The sequence below is a fragment of the Pseudomonas sp. Tul2A7 genome (genome assembly GCF_054790505.1).
The window spans coordinates 748,805-767,420 of the sequence record NZ_CP186499.1 but is presented as its reverse complement, the minus strand read 5'-3'; the positions used below and the strand labels follow the sequence as shown (position 1 = coordinate 767,420).

Sequence of the window (18,616 nt, the reverse complement as noted above, 5' to 3'; positions counted from 1 at the left end):
CAAAGCCATTTGAATCCGGGGGCGCGATCAAATACTGATGCGCGACAATTTGATATCGGGTTCCTGATTGACGCTCAGTTGCTCAACGATCGCATCCTGCAAACGGCTGCACAGCAACGGGTCGGACAAGGGTTGATTGTGGGCGTCGGTGATAAAGAACACGTCTTCCACACGCTCGCCCAGGGTCGCAATCTTGGCGTTCTGCAGCGACAGGTCGAACTCGAGGAAAATCCCGCCGATCCGCGCCAGCAGGCCCGGGCGATCGGGTGCGGTCAATTCCAGCACGGTCACCGGTCGCTGAGCATCGTTGTGAATCGTCACCTGCGGCGCAAAGGCGAAGTGCTTGAGCTGGCGCGGCACGCGGCGCTGGATGATCGTCGGGTAATCGTCCGGGTTGCGCAGGGCTTCGGTCAGACCTTCGCGGATCTGCTTGACCCGTGCCGGGTTGTCGCCGATCGATTCGCCCTCGTTGTCGAGCACGATGTAGGTGTCGAGGGTGAACTGGCTACTGGACGTGATGACACGGGCGTCGTGAATGTTCAGGTTGAGCTGATCCATCGCCGCCACGGTCACGGCGAAGAAGTCGTGCTGATCCGGTGCATAAATGAAAATCTGCGTACCGCCCTCGAACTCGCGCTGGGTGGTTTCCTTGATCAGCACCAGCGGCCCGCCATTGACGGGCTGCTGAAGAATGGCGTCGCTATGCCAGGCCACATCGCCGGCGGTGTGGCGCAGGAAATAGTCATCGCCCAGTTGCGCCCACAATTGCTCGACATCGTCCGGGTCAGTGCCGCCACGTACCAGAATGTCCAGTGCAGCGCTTTGGGTCTGGCGGATCTGCTCTTCGCGATCCACAGGGTTTTCCAGGCCACGGCGCAAGGCGCGTTTGGTCTCGGTGTAGAGCTGACGCAACAGGCTGGCGCGCCACGAGTTCCACAGCGTCGGGTTGGTCGCGTTGATGTCGGCCACGGTCAGCACGTAGAGATAGTCGAGGCGGGTTTCATCGCCAACTGCCTGAGCGAAATCGTGGATCACCTGCGGATCGGACAAGTCCTTGCGCTGGGCGGTGGTCGACATCACCAAGTGGTTTTGCACCAGCCATACAATCAGACGGCTGTCCCACACCGGCAATTGATGGCGCTGGCAGAACGCTTCGGCGTCGACCGCGCCGATTTCCGAGTGATCGCCATGGCGGCCTTTGCCGATGTCGTGATACAGCCCCGCCATATAGATCAGTTCGGGCTTGGGCAGCTTTGCCATGAGCTTGGCCGCCAGCGGAAACTTCTCCGAGACTTGGGTGTACTGCAATTTGCGCAGGTGCTTGATCAGGTTCAGCGTGTGCGCATCGACCGTATAGATGTGGAACAGGTCGTGCTGCATTTGCCCGACGATAAAACCGAACTCCGGCAAATAACGGCCGAGGATGCCGTAGCGGTTCATCCGCCGCAGATTGCGATGGATGCCGATCTTGCACTTGAACAGTTCGATGAACAGGCTGGTGTTACGGATATCGTTGCGGAAGTTGTCGTCGATCAGGTGACGATTCTCGCGCAGCAAGCGGATGGTGTCGGCGCGCACGCCTTTGATTTCCGGTTGCTGCGCCATCAGCACGAAAATTTCCAGCATGGCGAACGGTGTGCGGCGGAACACGTTGTCGTTACGTGCCTCGATGTAGCCGTCATGCAACTGGAAGCGCGAGTTGATCGGCTGCGGCGGCGCTTCGTCTTCCGGCGCGAGGATGACTTCTTCGAAGTGCTGGATGATCAGGTCGCTGAGCTGGGCAATGCTCATCACCACGCGGAAATACTGTTGCATGAAGTTTTCGACAGCCTGCTTGGCGTCGTCACCTTCAAATCCTAGCAGGCCGGCGATGGTGCGTTGATGATCGAACAGCAAGCGGTCTTCTGAGCGACCGGCGAGCATGTGCAGGGCGTAGCGCACTTTCCAGAGGAATTCCTGAGATGAGGCGAGCAGGGCGTTTTCGCTTTCGACCAGGAAGCCTTCGCCGGCGAGGGCGCGCAGGTTCAGGGTGCCGTACTGACGTCGGGCCACCCAGAGAATCGTCTGGATATCCCGCAGGCCCCCGGGCGAGCCTTTGACGTTGGGTTCCAGGTTGTATTCGGTGTCGTTGTACTTGTGGTGGCGGGCCTTTTGCTCGGCCCGTTTGGCCAGGAAAAACTCTTTGGCCGGCCACATGTGGGCGGTGCTGGTGACGTCGAGCATGCGCTGGCGCAGACGCTCGGGACCGCAGATGGTGCGGCTTTCCATCAGGTTGGTGACAACAGTGAGATCAGCGCGGGCTTCTTCGGCGCATTCATCGACCGAGCGCACGCTCTGACCGACTTCCAGGCCGATGTCCCACAACAGCGTCAGAAAACGCTCGATGGAATCGCGGAAAACTTCGTGATCGGCGCTGTCCAGCAGGATCAGCAAGTCGATGTCGGAATAGGGGTGCAGCTCGCCACGGCCATAGCCGCCGACCGCGACCAGCGCGATATCGGCGTCTTCGCTCCAGTTGAACTGCTCCCAAGCCTTTTGCAGGATGTTGTCGACGAACCAGGCGCGGTCTTCGATCAGGCGGCGGATGTCACGGCCACTGCGAAAACGCGCATCAAGGACGTCGCGAGCCTGGCGGATCGCCTTCTTGAACGCTGCGATAGGACTCGCTTTCAGGGCCAGTTCAGCCTGGAACTGGCCGCGGTCGAAGAGTTCGGGATCCACCTGCGGCATCGATTGGCTTTCCTTCTATACAAGGCTGGGAGCGTTATGTGAATCAGGCCGAGATGCGTGGGATGGTGTCATCGGCGCGCAGGGTGAAGATCTCGTAGCCGGTGTCGGTGACCAGCAAAGTATGTTCCCACTGGGCCGAGAGCTTGCGGTCCTTGGTGATTGCGGTCCAGCCATCGCCCAATACCTTGGTGTCGGCCTTGCCCTGGTTGATCATCGGCTCAATGGTGAAGGTCATGCCGGCCTTCAGTTCCATGCCGGTGCCGGCGCGGCCGTAGTGGAGGATCTGCGGCTCTTCGTGGAAGACCTTGCCGATACCGTGGCCGCAGAACTCGCGAACCACCGAGAAACCGTTCTTTTCCGCATGTTTCTGGATCACTTCGCCGATGTCGCCGAGGCGGCAGCCGGGTTTGACGATCTCGATCGCCTTGTACATGCATTCCTGAGTGATCTGCGACAGACGCTCGGCCCAGACCGGCACTTCGCCGACATGGAACATGCGGCTGGTGTCGCCGTGGTAGCCGTCTTTGATGACGGTGACGTCGATGTTCAGGGTGTCGCCGTTTTTCAGCGGCTTGTCATTCGGGATGCCATGGCAGACCACGTGGTTGATCGAGGTGCAGATCGACTTCGGGTAGCCCTTGTAGTTGAGCGGGGCAGGGATGGCTTGCTGCACATTGACGATGTAATCGTGGCAGATCTGGTTCAGCTCATCGGTGGTGACGCCCGGTTTGACATGTTCGGCAATCATTTCCAGCACATCGGCGGCCAGTTTGCCGGCGACGCGCATGCCAGCGATGTCCTCGGGGGTTTTGAGGTTGACGGTCATACAGGCTCTCTCTGCGCTCGGCGGCGCTTGCTGATACAAATAGGGTGGCAGGTGTTCGATCGGCGACCCTGAAAAACGCGATTCTAACAGACGCACGGCGCAATTCAGCGCCCGCGTGCATCGCTTCTCTCTATACAATGGTGCGTTCGGGGCCGATTCCAAGGGGGCTGCGCCCATGTCCTTGGTGCGAATACAGATTCCGGGTTCCGTTTCTGCGCACCCTGTGGTATAAAATGCGCCGCTTTCCGGGGATACCCCGAAAAGCTTAAATCCACACACGTGTCGACACGATGACCTGGGTGCTTTTGGCTTTATGCCACTGGTTGGTCATTGGGATACGTGGAGGCCAAACCCGACTTATTAAGGAACTATCATGTCCCAAGTCAATATGCGCGATATGCTGAAGGCCGGTGTGCACTTCGGTCACCAAACCCGTTACTGGAATCCGAAAATGGGTAAGTACATTTTCGGCGCGCGTAACAAGATTCACATCATCAACCTTGAAAAAACCCTGCCAATGTTCAACGAAGCTCTGACTTTCGTAGAGCGTCTGGCCCAGGGCAAAAACAAGATTCTGTTCGTCGGCACCAAGCGTTCCGCTGGCAAGATCGTTGCTGAAGAAGCAGCACGTTGCGGTTCGCCGTACGTCGATCACCGCTGGTTGGGCGGCATGCTGACCAACTTCAAAACCATTCGTGCTTCCATCAAGCGTCTGCGTGACCTTGAAGTTCAAGCCGAAGACGGTACTTTCGCCAAGCTGACCAAGAAAGAAGCGCTGATGCGCTCCCGTGATCTTGAGAAGCTGGATCGTTCGCTGGGCGGCATCAAGGACATGGGCGGTCTGCCAGACGCACTGTTCGTGATCGACGTTGACCACGAGCGCATCGCGATCACCGAAGCCAACAAGCTGGGCATCCCGGTAATCGGCGTTGTCGACACCAACAGCAGCCCGGAAGGCGTTGACTACATCATCCCAGGCAACGATGACGCCATTCGCGCTATCCAGCTGTACATGGGTTCGATGGCTGACGCAGTGATCCGTGGTCGCAACAATGTTGCTGGCGGCACTGTAGAATTCGCAGCTGAAGAAACTCAGGCTGCAGCTGAGTAATTAACGCCCTGGCGTTGACTCAGTAAGCAAAAAGGGGGCTTGGCCCCCTTTTTGCCACCTCGAAAACCATTTGTCGGCAGCGCAGCTACAGCATCTGTAACGTGCAGCGGCTACAAGGTGGGGTTCGGGACGAATTGAACGCCCGTTCGATCGGGTGGAATGGTTGAAAACCTATCCAAGAGGAATTTGAAAATGGCAGCAATTACTGCAGCGTTGGTTAAAGAACTGCGCGAGCGTACCGGCGAAGGCATGATGGACTGCAAGAAGGCCCTGGAAAAGGCTGACGGCGACATCGAAAAAGCCATTGATGACATGCGTGCTTCGGGCGCGATCAAGGCTGCGAAAAAGGCTGGCAACGTTGCCGCTGAAGGCGCAATCGCAATCAAGGACGACGGTAAAGCTGCCGTTATCCTGGAAGTGAACTCGCAGACCGACTTCCTGGCTCTGCAAGACGACTTCAAGAACTTCGTTGCTGCCAGCGTTGAAAAAGCTTTCGCTGACAAGCTGACCGACGCTGCTCCGCTGATCGCTTCGCAAGAAGCTGCTCGTGAAGCGCTGGTTGCCAAAGTAGGCGAAAACGTCAACATCCGTCGTCTGGCCCGTATCGAAGCTGACGTTGTAGGTTCGTACCTGCACGGCAACAAGATCGGTGTTGTTGTGGCTCTGAAAGGCGGTGACGTCGAGCTGGCCAAAGACATCGCGATGCACGTTGCTGCAAGCAACCCTGAGTTCCTGCTGCCTTCGCAAGTTTCGGCTGAAGCGATCGAGCGTGAAAAAGCTGTGTTCCTGCAGCTGAACGAAGAGAAGATCAAAGGCAAGCCAGAAAACATTGTTGAGAACATGGTCAAAGGCCGTATCAGCAAGTTCCTGGCAGAAGCAAGCCTGGTTGAGCAAGCGTTCGTCAAGAACCCTGAAATCAAGGTTGGCGAGCTGGCCAAGAAAGGCGGCGCAGAAATCGTTTCCTTTACCTACTACAAAGTGGGCGACGGCATCGAGAAGCCAGTAGACAACTTCGCTGAAGAAGTTGCTGCCCAGCTGGCTGCCGCCAAGCAGTAAGACGGTTTTTCAACTGTCGCCGAAAGAGGCTGCCCGCTAACGCGCGCAGCCTCTTTTCAGATGGGGTTGCCAATTTTTTATTGGTTTCCACTTGGAACTGACTTACAAAGCCATGTTCCGATGGCGCTGAAGCAGCGCCAAGCTAGAGTGAACGCCAGCTGTAAACAGCTCGCAAAGAATTTTAAATACGCCGCAGGAGAGATTCGCAATGGCTCAGCAGGGCAGTGGTTATCAGGCTCGCTATAAACGCATTCTACTCAAGCTTAGCGGCGAGGCCCTGATGGGCTCGGAAGAGTTCGGGATCGATCCAAAAGTGCTGGATCGGATGGCGCTGGAAGTCGGCCAGCTGGTCGGCATCGGCGTACAGGTCGGTCTGGTGATCGGCGGTGGCAACCTGTTCCGCGGCGAAGCTTTGAGCAAAGCCGGTATGGATCGGGTCACAGGCGACCACATGGGCATGCTGGCCACTGTGATGAACGCCCTGGCCATGCGCGATGCGCTGGAACGTGCCAATATCTCGGCCATCGTGATGTCGGCCATTTCCATGGTGGGTGTGACCGATCACTACGATCGCCGCAAAGCCATGCGTCACCTGAACTCCAAAGACGTCGTGATCTTCGCTGCCGGTACCGGCAACCCGTTCTTCACCACGGATTCGGCAGCCTGCCTGCGCGCAATCGAAATCGATGCCGACGTCGTGCTGAAAGCGACCAAGGTCGATGGCGTCTACACCGCTGACCCGTTCAAAGACCCGCATGCCGAGAAGTTCGATCATCTGACTTATGATGAAGTACTGGATCGCAAGCTGGGCGTGATGGATCTGACCGCTATTTGCCTGTGCCGCGACCACAAGATGCCGCTGCGCGTATTCAACATGAACAAGCCCGGTGCCCTGCTGAACATCGTCCATGGCGGCGCTGAAGGCACCCTGATCGAGGAAGGTCAACAATGATCAACGAAATCAAGAAAGACGCTCAAGAGCGCATGCAGAAATCCCTGGACTCTCTGGCCCACGCATTTGGTCAGATTCGTACCGGCAAGGCTCACCCAAGCATTCTGGGCAGCGTGATGGTGCCGTACTACGGCGCAGACACCTCCATCACCCAAGTGGCGAACATCACCGTTAAGGACTCGCGCACCCTGCAGGTCGTTGCGTTCGAGCGCAACATGCTCGCCGCAGTCGACAAAGCAATCCAGAGCGCTGGTCTGAACCTCAACCCGACCAACCTGGGTGAGTTGCTGCTGATCTCCATGCCTGCCCTGACCGAAGAAACCCGCAAGGGCTTCACCAAGCAGGCGCGCAGTGCTGCTGAAGACGCTCGTGTTGCCGTGCGCAACATCCGTCGTGACGCCTTGGGCGAGCTGAAGAAACTGGTCAAGGACAAAGAAATCAGCGAAGACGAAGAGCGTCGTGCCGCTGCCGATATTCAGAAGCTCACCGACAAGGCCGAGGCTGATATCGACACGGCTACCAAGCAAAAAGAAGCGGATCTGATGGCCGTATAAGGTTCGAGCTTTTAATGGACAAGACCAAGCAGACTGCGCCGTCCGCGGTGCCGCGCCATGTCGCGATCATCATGGATGGCAACAATCGCTGGGCGAAAAAACGCTTTATGCCGGGTGTCGCCGGGCATAAGGCGGGCGTGGATGCTGTGCGGGCGGTGATTGAGGTGTGCGCTGAGGCCAAGGTCGAAGTGCTCACCCTGTTCGCATTTTCCAGTGAGAACTGGCAGCGCCCGGCCGATGAAGTCAGTGCCTTGATGGACCTGTTCTTCAAGGCGCTGCGTCGCGAAGCCAAGCGCCTCAACGACAACAACATCAGCCTGCGCATCATTGGCGATCGTTCACGCTTTCATCCGGAGCTTCAGGCAGCAATGCGTGAAGCTGAAGCGATGACGGCGGGTGCCAATCGTTTCATCCTGCAGATCGCCGCCAATTATGGTGGTCAGTGGGATATTGCACAGGCGGCCCAGCGTCTGGCGCGTGAAGTCCAGGCTGGGCACCTGCGCCCGGAAGACATCACTCCGGATCTGTTGCAAACCTGTCTTGCAACCGGTGATCTGCCGTTGCCGGATCTGTGCATCCGCACGGGTGGCGAGCACCGCATCAGCAACTTTCTGCTGTGGCAGCTGGCTTACGCCGAGCTGTACTTCTCCGACCTGTTCTGGCCGGACTTCAAACACGATGCCATGCGCAATGCGCTGGCCGATTTCGCTTCGCGCCAGCGTCGTTTCGGTAAAACGAGCGAACAGGTTGAAGCTGGAGCCCGGGTTTAATGCTTAAACAACGAATCATCACTGCGCTGATCCTGCTGCCGATCGCCTTGTGCGGGTTTTTCCTGCTCGAAGGTTCCGGTTTTGCGCTGTTCATCGGGCTGGTTGTCAGTCTGGGGGCGTGGGAGTGGGCGCGGCTTGCCGGCTTCACCGGTCAGGCGTTCCGGGTCGGTTATGCCGCCGTGGTCGCCCTGATGCTGTTCGTCATGTACATCCTGCCCGGCCTGGCGCCATGGGTGTTGGGTGCTTCGGTGTTGTGGTGGGCGGTGGCGACGTATCTGGTGCTGACTTATCCGCGCTCGAGCGAGCACTGGTCGAGTGCCGCGACCAAACTGGTGATCGGTCTGTTGATCCTGTTGCCGGCGTGGCAAGGTCTGGTACAGATCAAGCAGTACCCGTTGGGTAACTGGTTGATCATGGCTGTGATGGTGCTGGTCTGGGGTGCCGATATCGGTGCCTATTTCTCGGGCCGTGCATTCGGCAAGCGCAAGCTTGCACCGCAGGTCAGTCCGGGGAAAAGCTGGGAAGGTGTTTACGGCGGTCTGGCGCTGAGTCTGGTGATCACTGTGATTGTCGGGCTGGTGCGCGACTGGACGGTTGCCGAACTGATCAAAGGCTTGATTGGCGCTGCGCTGATCGTCTTCATTTCCGTCGTCGGCGATCTCACTGAAAGCATGTTCAAGCGCCAGTCCGGTATCAAGGACAGCAGTAATCTGCTGCCGGGGCATGGTGGCATTCTTGATCGTATCGACAGTTTGACGGCGGCGATTCCAGTATTTGCAGTGTTGTTGTGGATGGCTGCACCGTGAGTCGTCCACAGCAGATTACTGTCCTCGGGGCGACCGGCTCGATCGGTCTGAGCACGCTTGATGTCATTGCTCGTCACCCGGAGCGATATCAGGTTTTCGCCTTGAGCGGCTTCACTCGCCTGAGTGAGCTGCTGGCTCTGTGCGTACGCCATGTGCCGCAATTTGCCGTGGTGCCGGAAGTTGCTGCGGCGCGCGGCTTGCAGGACGATTTGCGCGCGGCCGGTTTGCCAACCCGCGTTCTGGTAGGGGAGGAGGGGCTGTGTCAGGTTGCCTCCGCTCCGGAAGTCGACGCGGTGATGGCGGCTATCGTTGGTGCAGCAGGGCTGCGGCCGACCTTGGCAGCCGTCGAGGCAGGCAAAAAGATTCTCCTGGCCAATAAAGAGGCGCTGGTGATGTCCGGCGTCTTGTTCATGCAGGCAGTGCGTAAAAGCGGTTCGGTGCTGCTGCCGATCGACAGCGAGCACAACGCAATTTTCCAGTGCATGCCGCAGGATTTCGCCCGGGGCTTGAGCTCGGTGGGCGTACGGCGGATTTTGCTTACAGCCTCCGGTGGTCCATTCCGGCAGACACCGATGGCTGAATTGGCGCATGTTTCACCTGACCAGGCGTGTGCGCACCCGAACTGGTCCATGGGGCGCAAAATTTCTGTGGATTCGGCCAGCATGATGAACAAGGGGCTCGAGTTGATCGAAGCCTGCTGGTTGTTCGATGCCAAGCCTGCGCAGGTCGAGGTAGTGATCCATCCGCAAAGCGTGATCCATTCGCTGGTCGACTACGTCGACGGTTCGGTGCTGGCGCAATTGGGCAATCCTGATATGCGCACGCCTATTGCCAATGCGCTGGCCTGGCCTGAGCGCATCGACTCGGGTGTGGCGCCGCTGGATCTGTTCGCCATTGCGCGTCTGGACTTCGAAGCGCCGGATGAGGAGCGTTTCCCGTGCCTGCGTTTGGCCCGTCAAGCGGCCGAAGCGGGTGATAGCGCGCCGGCAATGCTCAATGCGGCCAACGAAGTGGCTGTGGCAGCGTTTCTCGACGGACGGGTTCGCTACCTGGAAATCGCGAGTATCATCGAGGAGGTTTTGAACCTCGAACCGGTGGTCGCGCTGGATGATCTCGATGCGGTGTTCACCGCCGACGCCAAGGCACGAGTTTTGGCTGAACAATGGTTGAGTCGTCACCGCCGATAAGTTTTGCAACACAATGGCTTCATGCGGCACTGAACGGGATTGCGGAGAAAGTAGATGAGCGCGCTCTATATGATTGCCGGCACCCTGATCGCCTTGGGTGTGCTGGTCACCTTTCACGAATTCGGCCACTTCTGGGTCGCACGTCGCTGTGGCGTCAAGGTTCTGCGTTTTTCCGTAGGCTTTGGCATGCCGTTGCTGCGCTGGCACGACAAGCAGGGCACCGAGTTTGTGGTGGCCGCGATTCCGCTCGGTGGTTACGTCAAGATGCTCGATGAGCGTGAGGGCGAAGTGCCGGTCGATCAGCTGGATCAGTCGTTCAATCGCAAATCCGTGCGTCAGCGTATCGCCATTGTTGCCGCTGGCCCCATTGCCAACTTTCTGTTGGCGCTGGTGTTTTTCTGGGTGTTGGCCATGCTCGGCAGCGAGCAGGTGCGCCCGGTCATTGGTGCTGTCGAGTCCGGCAGCATCGCTGCTAAGGCCGGTTTGAATGCGGGCCAGGAAATCGTCGCTATCGATGGTGAGCCGACTTCCGGTTGGGCAGCTGTCAATTTACAACTGGTGCGGCGCCTGGGCGAAAGCGGTTCTCTGCAGTTGCTGGTCCGTGAGCAAGGCTCAAGCGTAGATATCCCGCGTGAGCTGGCGCTGGATAACTGGCTCAAAGGCGCTGATGAGCCGGACCCGATTCGCTCTCTGGGTATTCGTCCATGGCGTCCGGCCTTGCCGCCGGTGCTTGCCGAACTTGATCCGAAAGGCCCGGCCCAGGCTGCCGGTCTGAAAACCGGTGATCGCCTGTTGGCCCTTGATGGTCAGGCGCTGAATGACTGGCAGCAAGTGGTCGATACCGTTCGTACGCGTCCTGATACCAAAATCATGCTGCGCATCGAGCGCGACAGTGCTCAAATCGATGTCCCTGTGACCTTGGCTGCGCGTGGTGAAAGCAAATCGCCGAGCGGATATCTGGGCGCAGGCGTGAAAGCTGTCGACTGGCCACCGGAAATGATCCGTGAGGTCAGTTATGGGCCGTTGGCCGCGATTGGCGAGGGTGCCCGACGCACTTGGACCATGAGCATTCTGACGCTGGATTCACTCAAGAAAATGCTGTTCGGCGAGCTCTCGGTAAAAAACTTGAGTGGACCGATAACCATTGCTAAAGTGGCGGGCGCTTCTGCCCAGTCGGGCGTCGCTGATTTCCTGAATTTCCTTGCTTATCTGAGTATTAGCCTGGGGGTTCTGAATTTGCTGCCCATTCCTGTACTGGATGGGGGGCATTTGTTGTTTTATCTGATCGAGTGGGCGCGTGGTCGTCCCTTGTCGGATCGGGTGCAAGGTTGGGGGATACAGATCGGTATCAGTTTGGTGGTCGGGGTGATGTTGCTTGCTCTGGTCAACGATCTGGGTCGACTGTAACGCTTCGCTGAATTGCGAATCTGCCGCATTTTGCGGCAGTTTGTTTATTGCCAGTTGGAATAAGAAAGGACTTCATGAAACGTCTGCTGCTAACTGCGGTTCTCACCGTATTGATGATCGCCGAAGTTCACGCCGAGTCCTTCACTATCTCTGATATTCGCGTCAATGGCCTCCAGCGGGTCTCCGCGGGTAGCGTCTTTGGTGCCTTGCCGTTGAACGTCGGTGAGCAGGCGGATGATCGTCGCCTGGTGGAATCCACTCGTGCGTTGTTCAAAACCGGTTTCTTTCAAGATATCCAGCTGGGCCGCGAAGGCAACGTTCTGGTAATCACTGTCGTCGAGCGTCCGTCGGTCGCCAGTATCGAAATCGAAGGCAACAAGGCGATCTCGACTGAAGACCTGATGAAAGGTCTCAAGCAATCCGGTCTGGCCGAAGGCGAGATCTTCCAGCGCGCCACCCTTGAAGGTGTGCGTAACGAGCTGCAGCGTCAGTACGTCGCGCAAGGTCGCTACTCGGCTACGGTCGATACCGAAGTGGTATCGCAACCGCGTAACCGCGTCGGCCTGAAAGTGAAGATCAACGAAGGTACCGTTGCGGCGATTCAGCACATCAACGTGGTGGGCAACACGGTTTTCCCTGAGGAAGACCTGACCGACCTGTTCGAACTGAAGACCACCAACTGGCTGTCGTTCTTCAAGAACGATGACAAGTACGCCCGTGAAAAACTGTCCGGTGACCTGGAGCGTCTGCGTTCCTACTACCTGGATCGTGGCTATATCAACATGGATATCGCTTCGACTCAGGTGTCGATCACCCCGGACAAGAAGCACGTCTACATCACTGTCAACGTCACCGAAGGCGAGAAGTACACCGTTCGTGACGTCAAACTCAGTGGTGATCTGAAAGTCCCTGAAGATCAGGTCAAGTCCCTGCTGCTGGTGCAGAAGGGTCAGGTGTTCTCGCGCAAACTGATGACCACCACCTCCGAACTGATCACCCGTCGTCTGGGTAACGAGGGTTACACCTTCGCCAACGTCAACGGCGTACCTCAGCCGCACGATGAAGATCACACCGTTGATATCCTGTTCGCTGTTGATCCGGGCAAGCGCGCCTACGTCAACCGCATCAACTTCCGTGGCAACACCAAGTCCGAAGACGAAGTGCTGCGTCGTGAAATGCGTCAGATGGAAGGCGGCTGGGCTTCGACCTACCTGATCGACCAGTCCAAGACCCGTCTTGAGCGTCTGGGCTTCTTTAAAGAAGTCAACGTTGAAACTCCGGCTGTTCCGGGTGTCGACGACCAGGTTGACGTGAACTACGCCGTTGAAGAACAGGCTTCCGGTTCGATTACCGCCAGTGTCGGTTTCGCCCAGAGTGCCGGTCTGATCCTCGGTGGTTCGATCACCCAGAACAACTTCCTTGGTACCGGTAACCGCGTCAGCATCGGCCTGACACGCAGCGAATACCAGAGCCGCTACAACTTCGGTTACGTTGACCCGTACTGGACCGCCGATGGTGTGAGCCTGGGTTACAACGCGTTCTATCGCACCACTGACTACAAAGACCTCGACGTCGACGTAGCGAGCTATGCGGTAGACAGCCTGGGTGCCGGCGTGAACGTTGGCTACCCGATCAGCGAGACTTCGCGTCTTACCTTTGGCCTGTCGGTTCAACAGGACGAGATCAAGACCGGTACCTATACCGTTGACGAGATTTTCGACTTCGTTAACAAGGAAGGCGACAAGTACCTGAACTTCAAGGCTTCGGCCGGCTGGTCCGAGTCGACTCTGAACAAAGGCGTGCTGCCGACCCGTGGTCGTTCCCAGAGTCTGACCCTGGAAACCACAGTGCCGGGCAGCGACCTGTCGTTCTACAAACTTGATTACCGCGGTCAGCTGTTCCAGCCAATCAGCGAGAACTACACCCTGCGTCTGCACACCGAGCTGGGTTATGGCGACGGATACGGCGGAACCGATGGCTTGCCATTCTATGAAAACTACTATGCTGGTGGTTTCAACTCGGTTCGTGGCTTCAAGGACAGCACTCTCGGCCCACGCAGTACGCCGAGCCGTGGTACCAACCCGGGCACGCTGGCTGACCCGGACCAGGATCCGCTGCCGTTCGGTGGTAACGTCCTGATCCAGGGTGGTGTCGAGGTTCTGTTCCCGCTGCCGTTCGTGAAAGATCAGCGTTCCCTGCGCACTTCTGTTTTCTGGGATGTGGGTAACGTATTTGACTCGCAGTGCAAGGACACTACCAATGCGAATGGCTCGACGTCGAACACCAAGTGCAACGACATCAGCCTGAGCAACATGGCCAGTTCCGTCGGTGTGGGTGTGACCTGGGTCACCGCACTGGGTCCTCTGAGCTTCGCGTTGGCCATGCCGATCAAGAAGCCGGATGAGGCTGAAACTCAAGTGTTCCAATTCTCCCTCGGCCAGACGTTCTAAGCGTCTGACCCAAGATAACGACAATGGATTTTGTAGGAGTGCATCGTGCGTAAGTTGACTCAATTGGTTCTCCTGGCCTCCTTGATGGTGGCAGGCCCGGCATTTGCCGACATGAAAATTGCCGTTCTGAACTATCAGATGGCTTTGCTGGAATCCGACGCGGCGAAGAAATACGCCGTGGATGCCGAGAAGAAGTTCGGTCCGCAACTGACCAAACTGAAGACGCTGGAAAGCAGTGCCAAAGGCATTCAGGACCGTCTGATGGCCGGTGGCGACAAAATGCAGCAAGGTGAGCGTGAGCGTCTGGAGCTGGAATTCAAGCAAAAGGCTCGCGACTTCCAGTTCCAGTCCAAGGAGCTGAACGAAGCGAAAGCCGTTGCCGACCGCGAAATGCTCAAGCAACTGAAGCCGAAACTGGATAGCGCAGTGGAAGAAGTCATCAAGAAAGGTGGTTTTGACCTGGTGTTCGAGCGTGGCGCCGTGATCGATGTCAAACCTCAGTACGACATCACGCGCCAGGTTATCGAGCGCATGAATCAGCTGAAGTAACCCATGACCGTGACTATCAAACTCGGCCAGTTGGCCGAGTTCCTCGGCGCCACCCTGCGTGGCGACCCTGAGACGAAAATTACTGGGCTAGCCACTTTGCAAGAGGCTGGCCCAGCTCAGTTGAGCTTTCTGGCAAACCCTCAATATCGCAAATACCTGGCGGGCTCGCAGGCAGCTGCATTGCTGCTCAAAGAAGCTGATGTCGAAGGATTTGCCGGTAATGCGTTGGTCGTGCCTGATCCTTACCTGGCTTATGCGCGTATCTCTCATTTGTTCGATCCCAAGCCAAAAGCTGCGGCTGGTATTCACCCATCTGCAGTGATTGCGGCGGACGCGGTGGTTGATCCAAGCGCCAGCATCGGCCCTTTTGTGGTGATCGAAGCCGGCGCACGCGTTGGTGCGCAAGTGACACTGGGTGCGCATTGCGTCGTCGGTGCGCGTAGCGAAATCGGCGAAGGCGGCTGGCTCGCGCCGCGCGTGACGCTGTATCACGACGTGCGCATCGGCAAGCGTGTGGTGATCCAGTCCGGTGCCGTGCTCGGCGGTGAAGGTTTTGGTTTCGCCAACGAAAAAGGTATCTGGCAGAAGATCGCGCAAATCGGTGGCGTGACCATCGGCGACGATGTCGAGATTGGCGTGAATACCGCCATCGACCGCGGCGCTCTGGCTGATACCGTGATCGGCAACGGCGTGAAGCTAGACAATCAGATCCAGATCGCCCACAACGTTCAGGTCGGTGATCACACTGCCATGGCCGCATGTGTCGGGATCTCCGGCAGCACCAAGATTGGCAAGCATTGCATGCTCGCCGGTGGTGTTGGTCTGGTCGGCCACATTGATATTTGCGACAACGTTTTCCTGACCGGGATGACCATGGTGACCCACTCGATTACCGAGCCGGGTGCCTATTCTTCCGGCACAGCCATGCAACCGGCGGCCGAATGGCGCAAAAGCGCGGCCCGTATCCGTCAGCTCGATGACATCGCGCGACGTTTGAAACAGCTGGAAAAGCGCGTAGGGGAAGTGACCCCTGACGGCAATGCTTCATCAGATGGCTGATACCATTTCCATATCAAGTGTGCACAGCCTCTAGACTGCCTCCTTGATTTGCTAGAGGAGTGCGCGTCAGTCGCGCTCCCAATCTTTACATAGGCTTCCCCCCGAAATGATGGACATCAACGAGATTCGCGAATACCTGCCTCACCGTTACCCGTTCCTGCTGGTGGACCGGGTGGTGGAACTGGACACTGAAGGCAAGCGCATTCGCGCCTACAAGAATGTCAGCATCAATGAACCGTTCTTCAATGGTCACTTCCCTGCGCATCCAATCATGCCGGGCGTGCTGATCATCGAAGCGATGGCTCAGGCTGCCGGGATCCTCGGTTTCAAAATGCTTGATGTGAAGCCTGCCGACGGCACGCTTTACTACTTCGTCGGTTCCGACAAGCTGCGCTTCCGCCAGCCTGTGCTGCCGGGCGATCAGTTGATCCTCGAAGCCAAGTTCATCAGCTGCAAGCGCCAGATCTGGAAATTCGAATGCCAGGCTTCGGTCGACGGCAAACCAGTCTGCTCCGCTGAAATCATCTGTGCGGAACGCAAGCTATGAGTTTGATTGACCCTCGCGCAATCATCGATCCGTCGGCCGTTCTGGCTGATGACGTCGAGGTCGGCCCGTGGTCGATCATCGGCGCAGGTGTGGAAATCGGCGAGGGTACCGTGATCGGGCCGCATGTGATCCTCAAAGGCCCGACCCGCATCGGCAAGCACAATCGCATCTACCAGTTTTCCTCGGTAGGCGAAGACACGCCTGATCTGAAGTACAAGGGTGAAGAAACCCGTCTGGTGATCGGTGACCACAACGTCATCCGCGAAGGCGTGACGATTCACCGTGGCACCGTGCAGGACCGTTCGGAAACCACGCTGGGCGATCACAACCTGATCATGGCCTATGCGCACATCGGTCACGACAGCGTCATCGGCAACCACTGCATTCTGGTCAACAACACCGCGTTGGCTGGCCATGTGCACGTGGATGACTGGGCGATCCTCTCCGGGTTTACTCTGGTTCATCAGTATTGCCACATTGGCGCTCACAGCTTTTCCGGCATGGGCACCGCCATCGGCAAGGACGTTCCGGCGTTCGTCACCGTGTTCGGCAACCCGGCCGAAGCACGCAGCATGAACTTCGAAGGCATGCGCCGTCGCGGTTTCAGTGAGGACGCGATCCACACCCTGCGTCGCGCTTACAAAACTGTTTATCGCCAAGGCCTCACGGTTGAACAGGCATTGGCCGAGTTGGCCGAGCCTGCTGCGCAGTTCCCGGAAGTTGCGATATTCCGTGACTCCATTCAGTCGTCGACTCGCGGCATCACTCGCTGATCATGGCCAATCTGCGTATTGCGCTGGTGGCGGGTGAAGCTTCCGGTGACATTCTCGGCGCCGGTCTCATGCGCGCGCTCAAGGCTCAGCATCCGGCAGTCGAGTTCATCGGCGTCGGTGGTCCGTTAATGCAGGCCGAAGGCCTGACGTCCTACTTTCCCATGGAACGCTTGTCGGTCATGGGCCTGGTGGAAGTCCTCGGCCGGCTGCGCGAATTGCTCAAGCGCCGCAAAGACCTGATCGCCACGCTGATCGCCGCGAAGCCGGACGTATTCATCGGTATTGATGCACCGGACTTCAATCTCAACATTGAATTGAAGCTGCGTCAGGCCGGGATCAAAACCGTGCATTACGTCAGCCCTTCGGTGTGGGCATGGCGCCAGAAACGTGTACTGAAGATCCGCGAAGGCTGCGATCTGATGCTGACGCTGCTGCCGTTCGAAGCAAAATTTTACGAAGAGAAGGGCGTGCCAGTGCGGTTCGTCGGTCACACCCTGGCCGATACCATTCCATTGGAGGCCGATCGTGCTGCGGCCCGTGCCGAGCTGGGCTTGCCCGATGGCCCGCTGGTGGCGTTGATGCCCGGCAGCCGGGGCGGCGAAGTCTCTCGTCTGGGTGCACTGTTCCTCGACACCGCCGAACGCCTGCGCGCCATGCGCCCGGGTTTGCGCTTTGTCATTCCTTGCGCCAATCCGGAACGCCGCGCGCAACTTGAAGAGCTACTCGCCGGACGTGATCTGCCGGTGACCCTGCTCGATGGCAAATCCCATCTGGCTCTGGCCGCGTGCAACGCCGTGTTGATCGCCTCCGGCACCGCCACCCTTGAAGCGCTGTTGTACAAGCGACCGATGGTGGTGGCGTACCGCTTGGCACCGCTGACGTTCTGGATTCTGAAACGCATGGTCAAGAGCCCGTACGTGTCCCTGCCGAACCTGCTGGCCCAGCGTCTGCTGGTCCCGGAGTTGTTGCAGGATGATGCGACGGTCGAAGCACTGGCGCAGACTCTGTCGCCATTGATCGAAGGTGGCGAAGAACAGACGCGCGGCTTTGATGAGATTCACCGCACATTGCGGCTGGACGCCTCCAATCAGGCGGCGGACGCCGTCCTCAACCTGATCGGTCAGACACGATGAGCAAGACAAGCATACAGATGGGCCTGGATTTTACCCTGGTCGCCGAAGTTGAAGAACTGGTGGCCGGCGTCGATGAAGTCGGTCGTGGCCCGTTGTGCGGGGCGGTGGTGACAGCGGCGGTGATTCTCGATCCGAACCGGCCGATCCTCGGCCTCAACGACTCGAAGAAACTCACCGAAGCCAAACGCGAAAAGCTCTACGACGAAATCATCGAGAAGTCCCTGAGCTGGTGCATTGCCCGCGCCGAAGTCGAGGAAATCGACGAGCTGAACATCCTCCACGCAACCATGCTGGCCATGCAGCGCGCGGTCGCCGGGCTGCACATCCAGCCGAAACTGGCGATGATCGATGGCAACCGCTGCCCGCAATTGCCGATGCGTGCCGAAGCGGTGGTGCAGGGCGACGGCAAGGTGCCGGCTATCGCTGCGGCGTCGATTCTGGCCAAGGTCAGCCGCGACCGTGAAATGGCCGCGTTTGAATTGATCTACCCGGGTTACGGCATCGGCGGCCATAAAGGCTACCCGACGCCCGTTCATCTGGAAGCGTTGGTGCGTCTTGGCCCGACGCCGATTCACCGGCGCTCGTTCGCCCCGGTGCGTCAGGCTTATGAAGCGCTGGAAGGTCTGACGCAGGTTTAGTCGCAAGGCTGATGTTTTGTTCGAGGCCCGGTACAATCCGGGCCTTGTTGTCTCTATGTAACTGGACA

The 18,616-nt window shown here is 58.1% G+C and carries 17 protein-coding genes; 15 read left to right on the top strand and 2 right to left on the bottom strand.

Features of this window, described 5'->3' with window-relative positions; all coding sequences use genetic code 11:
• Nucleotides 1-27: 27 nt before the first annotated feature.
• The gene (locus ACOYXJ_RS03665) at nucleotides 28-2,730 is read right to left on the bottom strand and encodes a [protein-PII] uridylyltransferase (protein ID WP_150729658.1); all 2,703 of its coding nucleotides are present in this window, start codon (nucleotides 2,728-2,730) and stop codon (nucleotides 28-30) included.
• A 43-nt stretch (nucleotides 2,731-2,773) separates the two neighbouring features.
• Entirely contained in the window at nucleotides 2,774-3,556 is a 783-nt protein-coding gene (map, locus tag ACOYXJ_RS03660; protein WP_016985097.1) for a type I methionyl aminopeptidase, read from the bottom strand.
• A gap of 373 nt (nucleotides 3,557-3,929) precedes the next feature.
• On the opposite strand from map, the gene rpsB reads away from it, so the two are divergent.
• The 15 genes from rpsB (at nucleotide 3,930) to rnhB (ending at nucleotide 18,548) form a co-directional block, all read left to right on the top strand.
• The gene (gene rpsB, locus ACOYXJ_RS03655) at nucleotides 3,930-4,667 is read left to right on the top strand and encodes a 30S ribosomal protein S2 (RefSeq protein ID WP_003222119.1); all 738 of its coding nucleotides are present in this window, start codon (nucleotides 3,930-3,932) and stop codon (nucleotides 4,665-4,667) included.
• 192 nt (nucleotides 4,668-4,859) lie between these two features.
• The gene (tsf, locus tag ACOYXJ_RS03650) at nucleotides 4,860-5,723 is read left to right on the top strand and encodes a translation elongation factor Ts (RefSeq protein WP_095119292.1); all 864 of its coding nucleotides are present in this window, start codon (nucleotides 4,860-4,862) and stop codon (nucleotides 5,721-5,723) included.
• A gap of 208 nt (nucleotides 5,724-5,931) precedes the next feature.
• Nucleotides 5,932-6,675 (top strand): UMP kinase, encoded by a 744-nt coding sequence (gene pyrH / locus ACOYXJ_RS03645; protein ID WP_003222124.1) that lies wholly within the window; start codon nucleotides 5,932-5,934, stop codon nucleotides 6,673-6,675.
• Entirely contained in the window at nucleotides 6,672-7,229 is a 558-nt protein-coding gene (frr, locus tag ACOYXJ_RS03640) for a ribosome recycling factor (protein WP_007908855.1), read from the top strand. The genes pyrH and frr overlap by 4 nt, the downstream gene beginning before the upstream one ends.
• Before the next feature lie 14 nt (nucleotides 7,230-7,243).
• Nucleotides 7,244-7,999, top strand: a complete 756-nt coding sequence (gene uppS, locus ACOYXJ_RS03635) for a polyprenyl diphosphate synthase (protein ID WP_007908854.1) — start codon at nucleotides 7,244-7,246, stop codon at nucleotides 7,997-7,999.
• Nucleotides 7,999-8,805, top strand: coding sequence for a phosphatidate cytidylyltransferase (locus ACOYXJ_RS03630; RefSeq protein ID WP_150792478.1), 807 nt, complete (start codon nucleotides 7,999-8,001; stop codon nucleotides 8,803-8,805). Before uppS ends, ACOYXJ_RS03630 begins: the two co-directional genes overlap by 1 nt.
• Nucleotides 8,802-9,992 (top strand): 1-deoxy-D-xylulose-5-phosphate reductoisomerase, encoded by a 1,191-nt coding sequence (gene ispC / locus ACOYXJ_RS03625; protein WP_460367943.1) that lies wholly within the window; start codon nucleotides 8,802-8,804, stop codon nucleotides 9,990-9,992. Before ACOYXJ_RS03630 ends, ispC begins: the two co-directional genes overlap by 4 nt.
• A gap of 54 nt (nucleotides 9,993-10,046) precedes the next feature.
• Complete coding sequence (rseP, locus tag ACOYXJ_RS03620; protein ID WP_460367941.1) at nucleotides 10,047-11,399, top strand: sigma E protease regulator RseP; 1,353 nt, start codon at nucleotides 10,047-10,049, stop codon at nucleotides 11,397-11,399.
• A 74-nt stretch (nucleotides 11,400-11,473) separates the two neighbouring features.
• The gene (gene bamA / locus ACOYXJ_RS03615) at nucleotides 11,474-13,849 is read left to right on the top strand and encodes an outer membrane protein assembly factor BamA (RefSeq protein WP_038357906.1); all 2,376 of its coding nucleotides are present in this window, start codon (nucleotides 11,474-11,476) and stop codon (nucleotides 13,847-13,849) included.
• Between the two features lie 45 nt (nucleotides 13,850-13,894).
• Complete coding sequence (locus tag ACOYXJ_RS03610) at nucleotides 13,895-14,398, top strand: OmpH/Skp family outer membrane protein (RefSeq protein ID WP_007908849.1); 504 nt, start codon at nucleotides 13,895-13,897, stop codon at nucleotides 14,396-14,398.
• Between the two features lie 3 nt (nucleotides 14,399-14,401).
• Nucleotides 14,402-15,457 carry a UDP-3-O-(3-hydroxymyristoyl)glucosamine N-acyltransferase gene (gene lpxD, locus ACOYXJ_RS03605; protein ID WP_460367938.1) on the top strand — a complete coding sequence of 352 codons (1,056 nt, stop codon included), beginning with the start codon at nucleotides 14,402-14,404 and terminating at the stop codon, nucleotides 15,455-15,457.
• Nucleotides 15,458-15,563: 106 nt separating this feature from the next.
• Entirely contained in the window at nucleotides 15,564-16,004 is a 441-nt protein-coding gene (gene fabZ / locus ACOYXJ_RS03600; RefSeq protein WP_003222142.1) for a 3-hydroxyacyl-ACP dehydratase FabZ, read from the top strand.
• Nucleotides 16,001-16,777, top strand: coding sequence for an acyl-ACP--UDP-N-acetylglucosamine O-acyltransferase (gene lpxA, locus ACOYXJ_RS03595; RefSeq protein ID WP_150792482.1), 777 nt, complete (start codon nucleotides 16,001-16,003; stop codon nucleotides 16,775-16,777). The genes fabZ and lpxA overlap by 4 nt, the downstream gene beginning before the upstream one ends.
• A 2-nt stretch (nucleotides 16,778-16,779) precedes the next feature.
• Nucleotides 16,780-17,910 carry a lipid-A-disaccharide synthase gene (gene lpxB / locus ACOYXJ_RS03590; protein ID WP_150792483.1) on the top strand — a complete coding sequence of 377 codons (1,131 nt, stop codon included), beginning with the start codon at nucleotides 16,780-16,782 and terminating at the stop codon, nucleotides 17,908-17,910.
• An 11-nt stretch (nucleotides 17,911-17,921) separates the two neighbouring features.
• On the top strand, nucleotides 17,922-18,548 hold the full coding sequence (gene rnhB / locus ACOYXJ_RS03585) for a ribonuclease HII (protein WP_007908845.1): 627 nt from the start codon (nucleotides 17,922-17,924) through the stop codon (nucleotides 18,546-18,548).
• The last annotated feature ends 68 nt before the right edge of the window (nucleotides 18,549-18,616 follow it).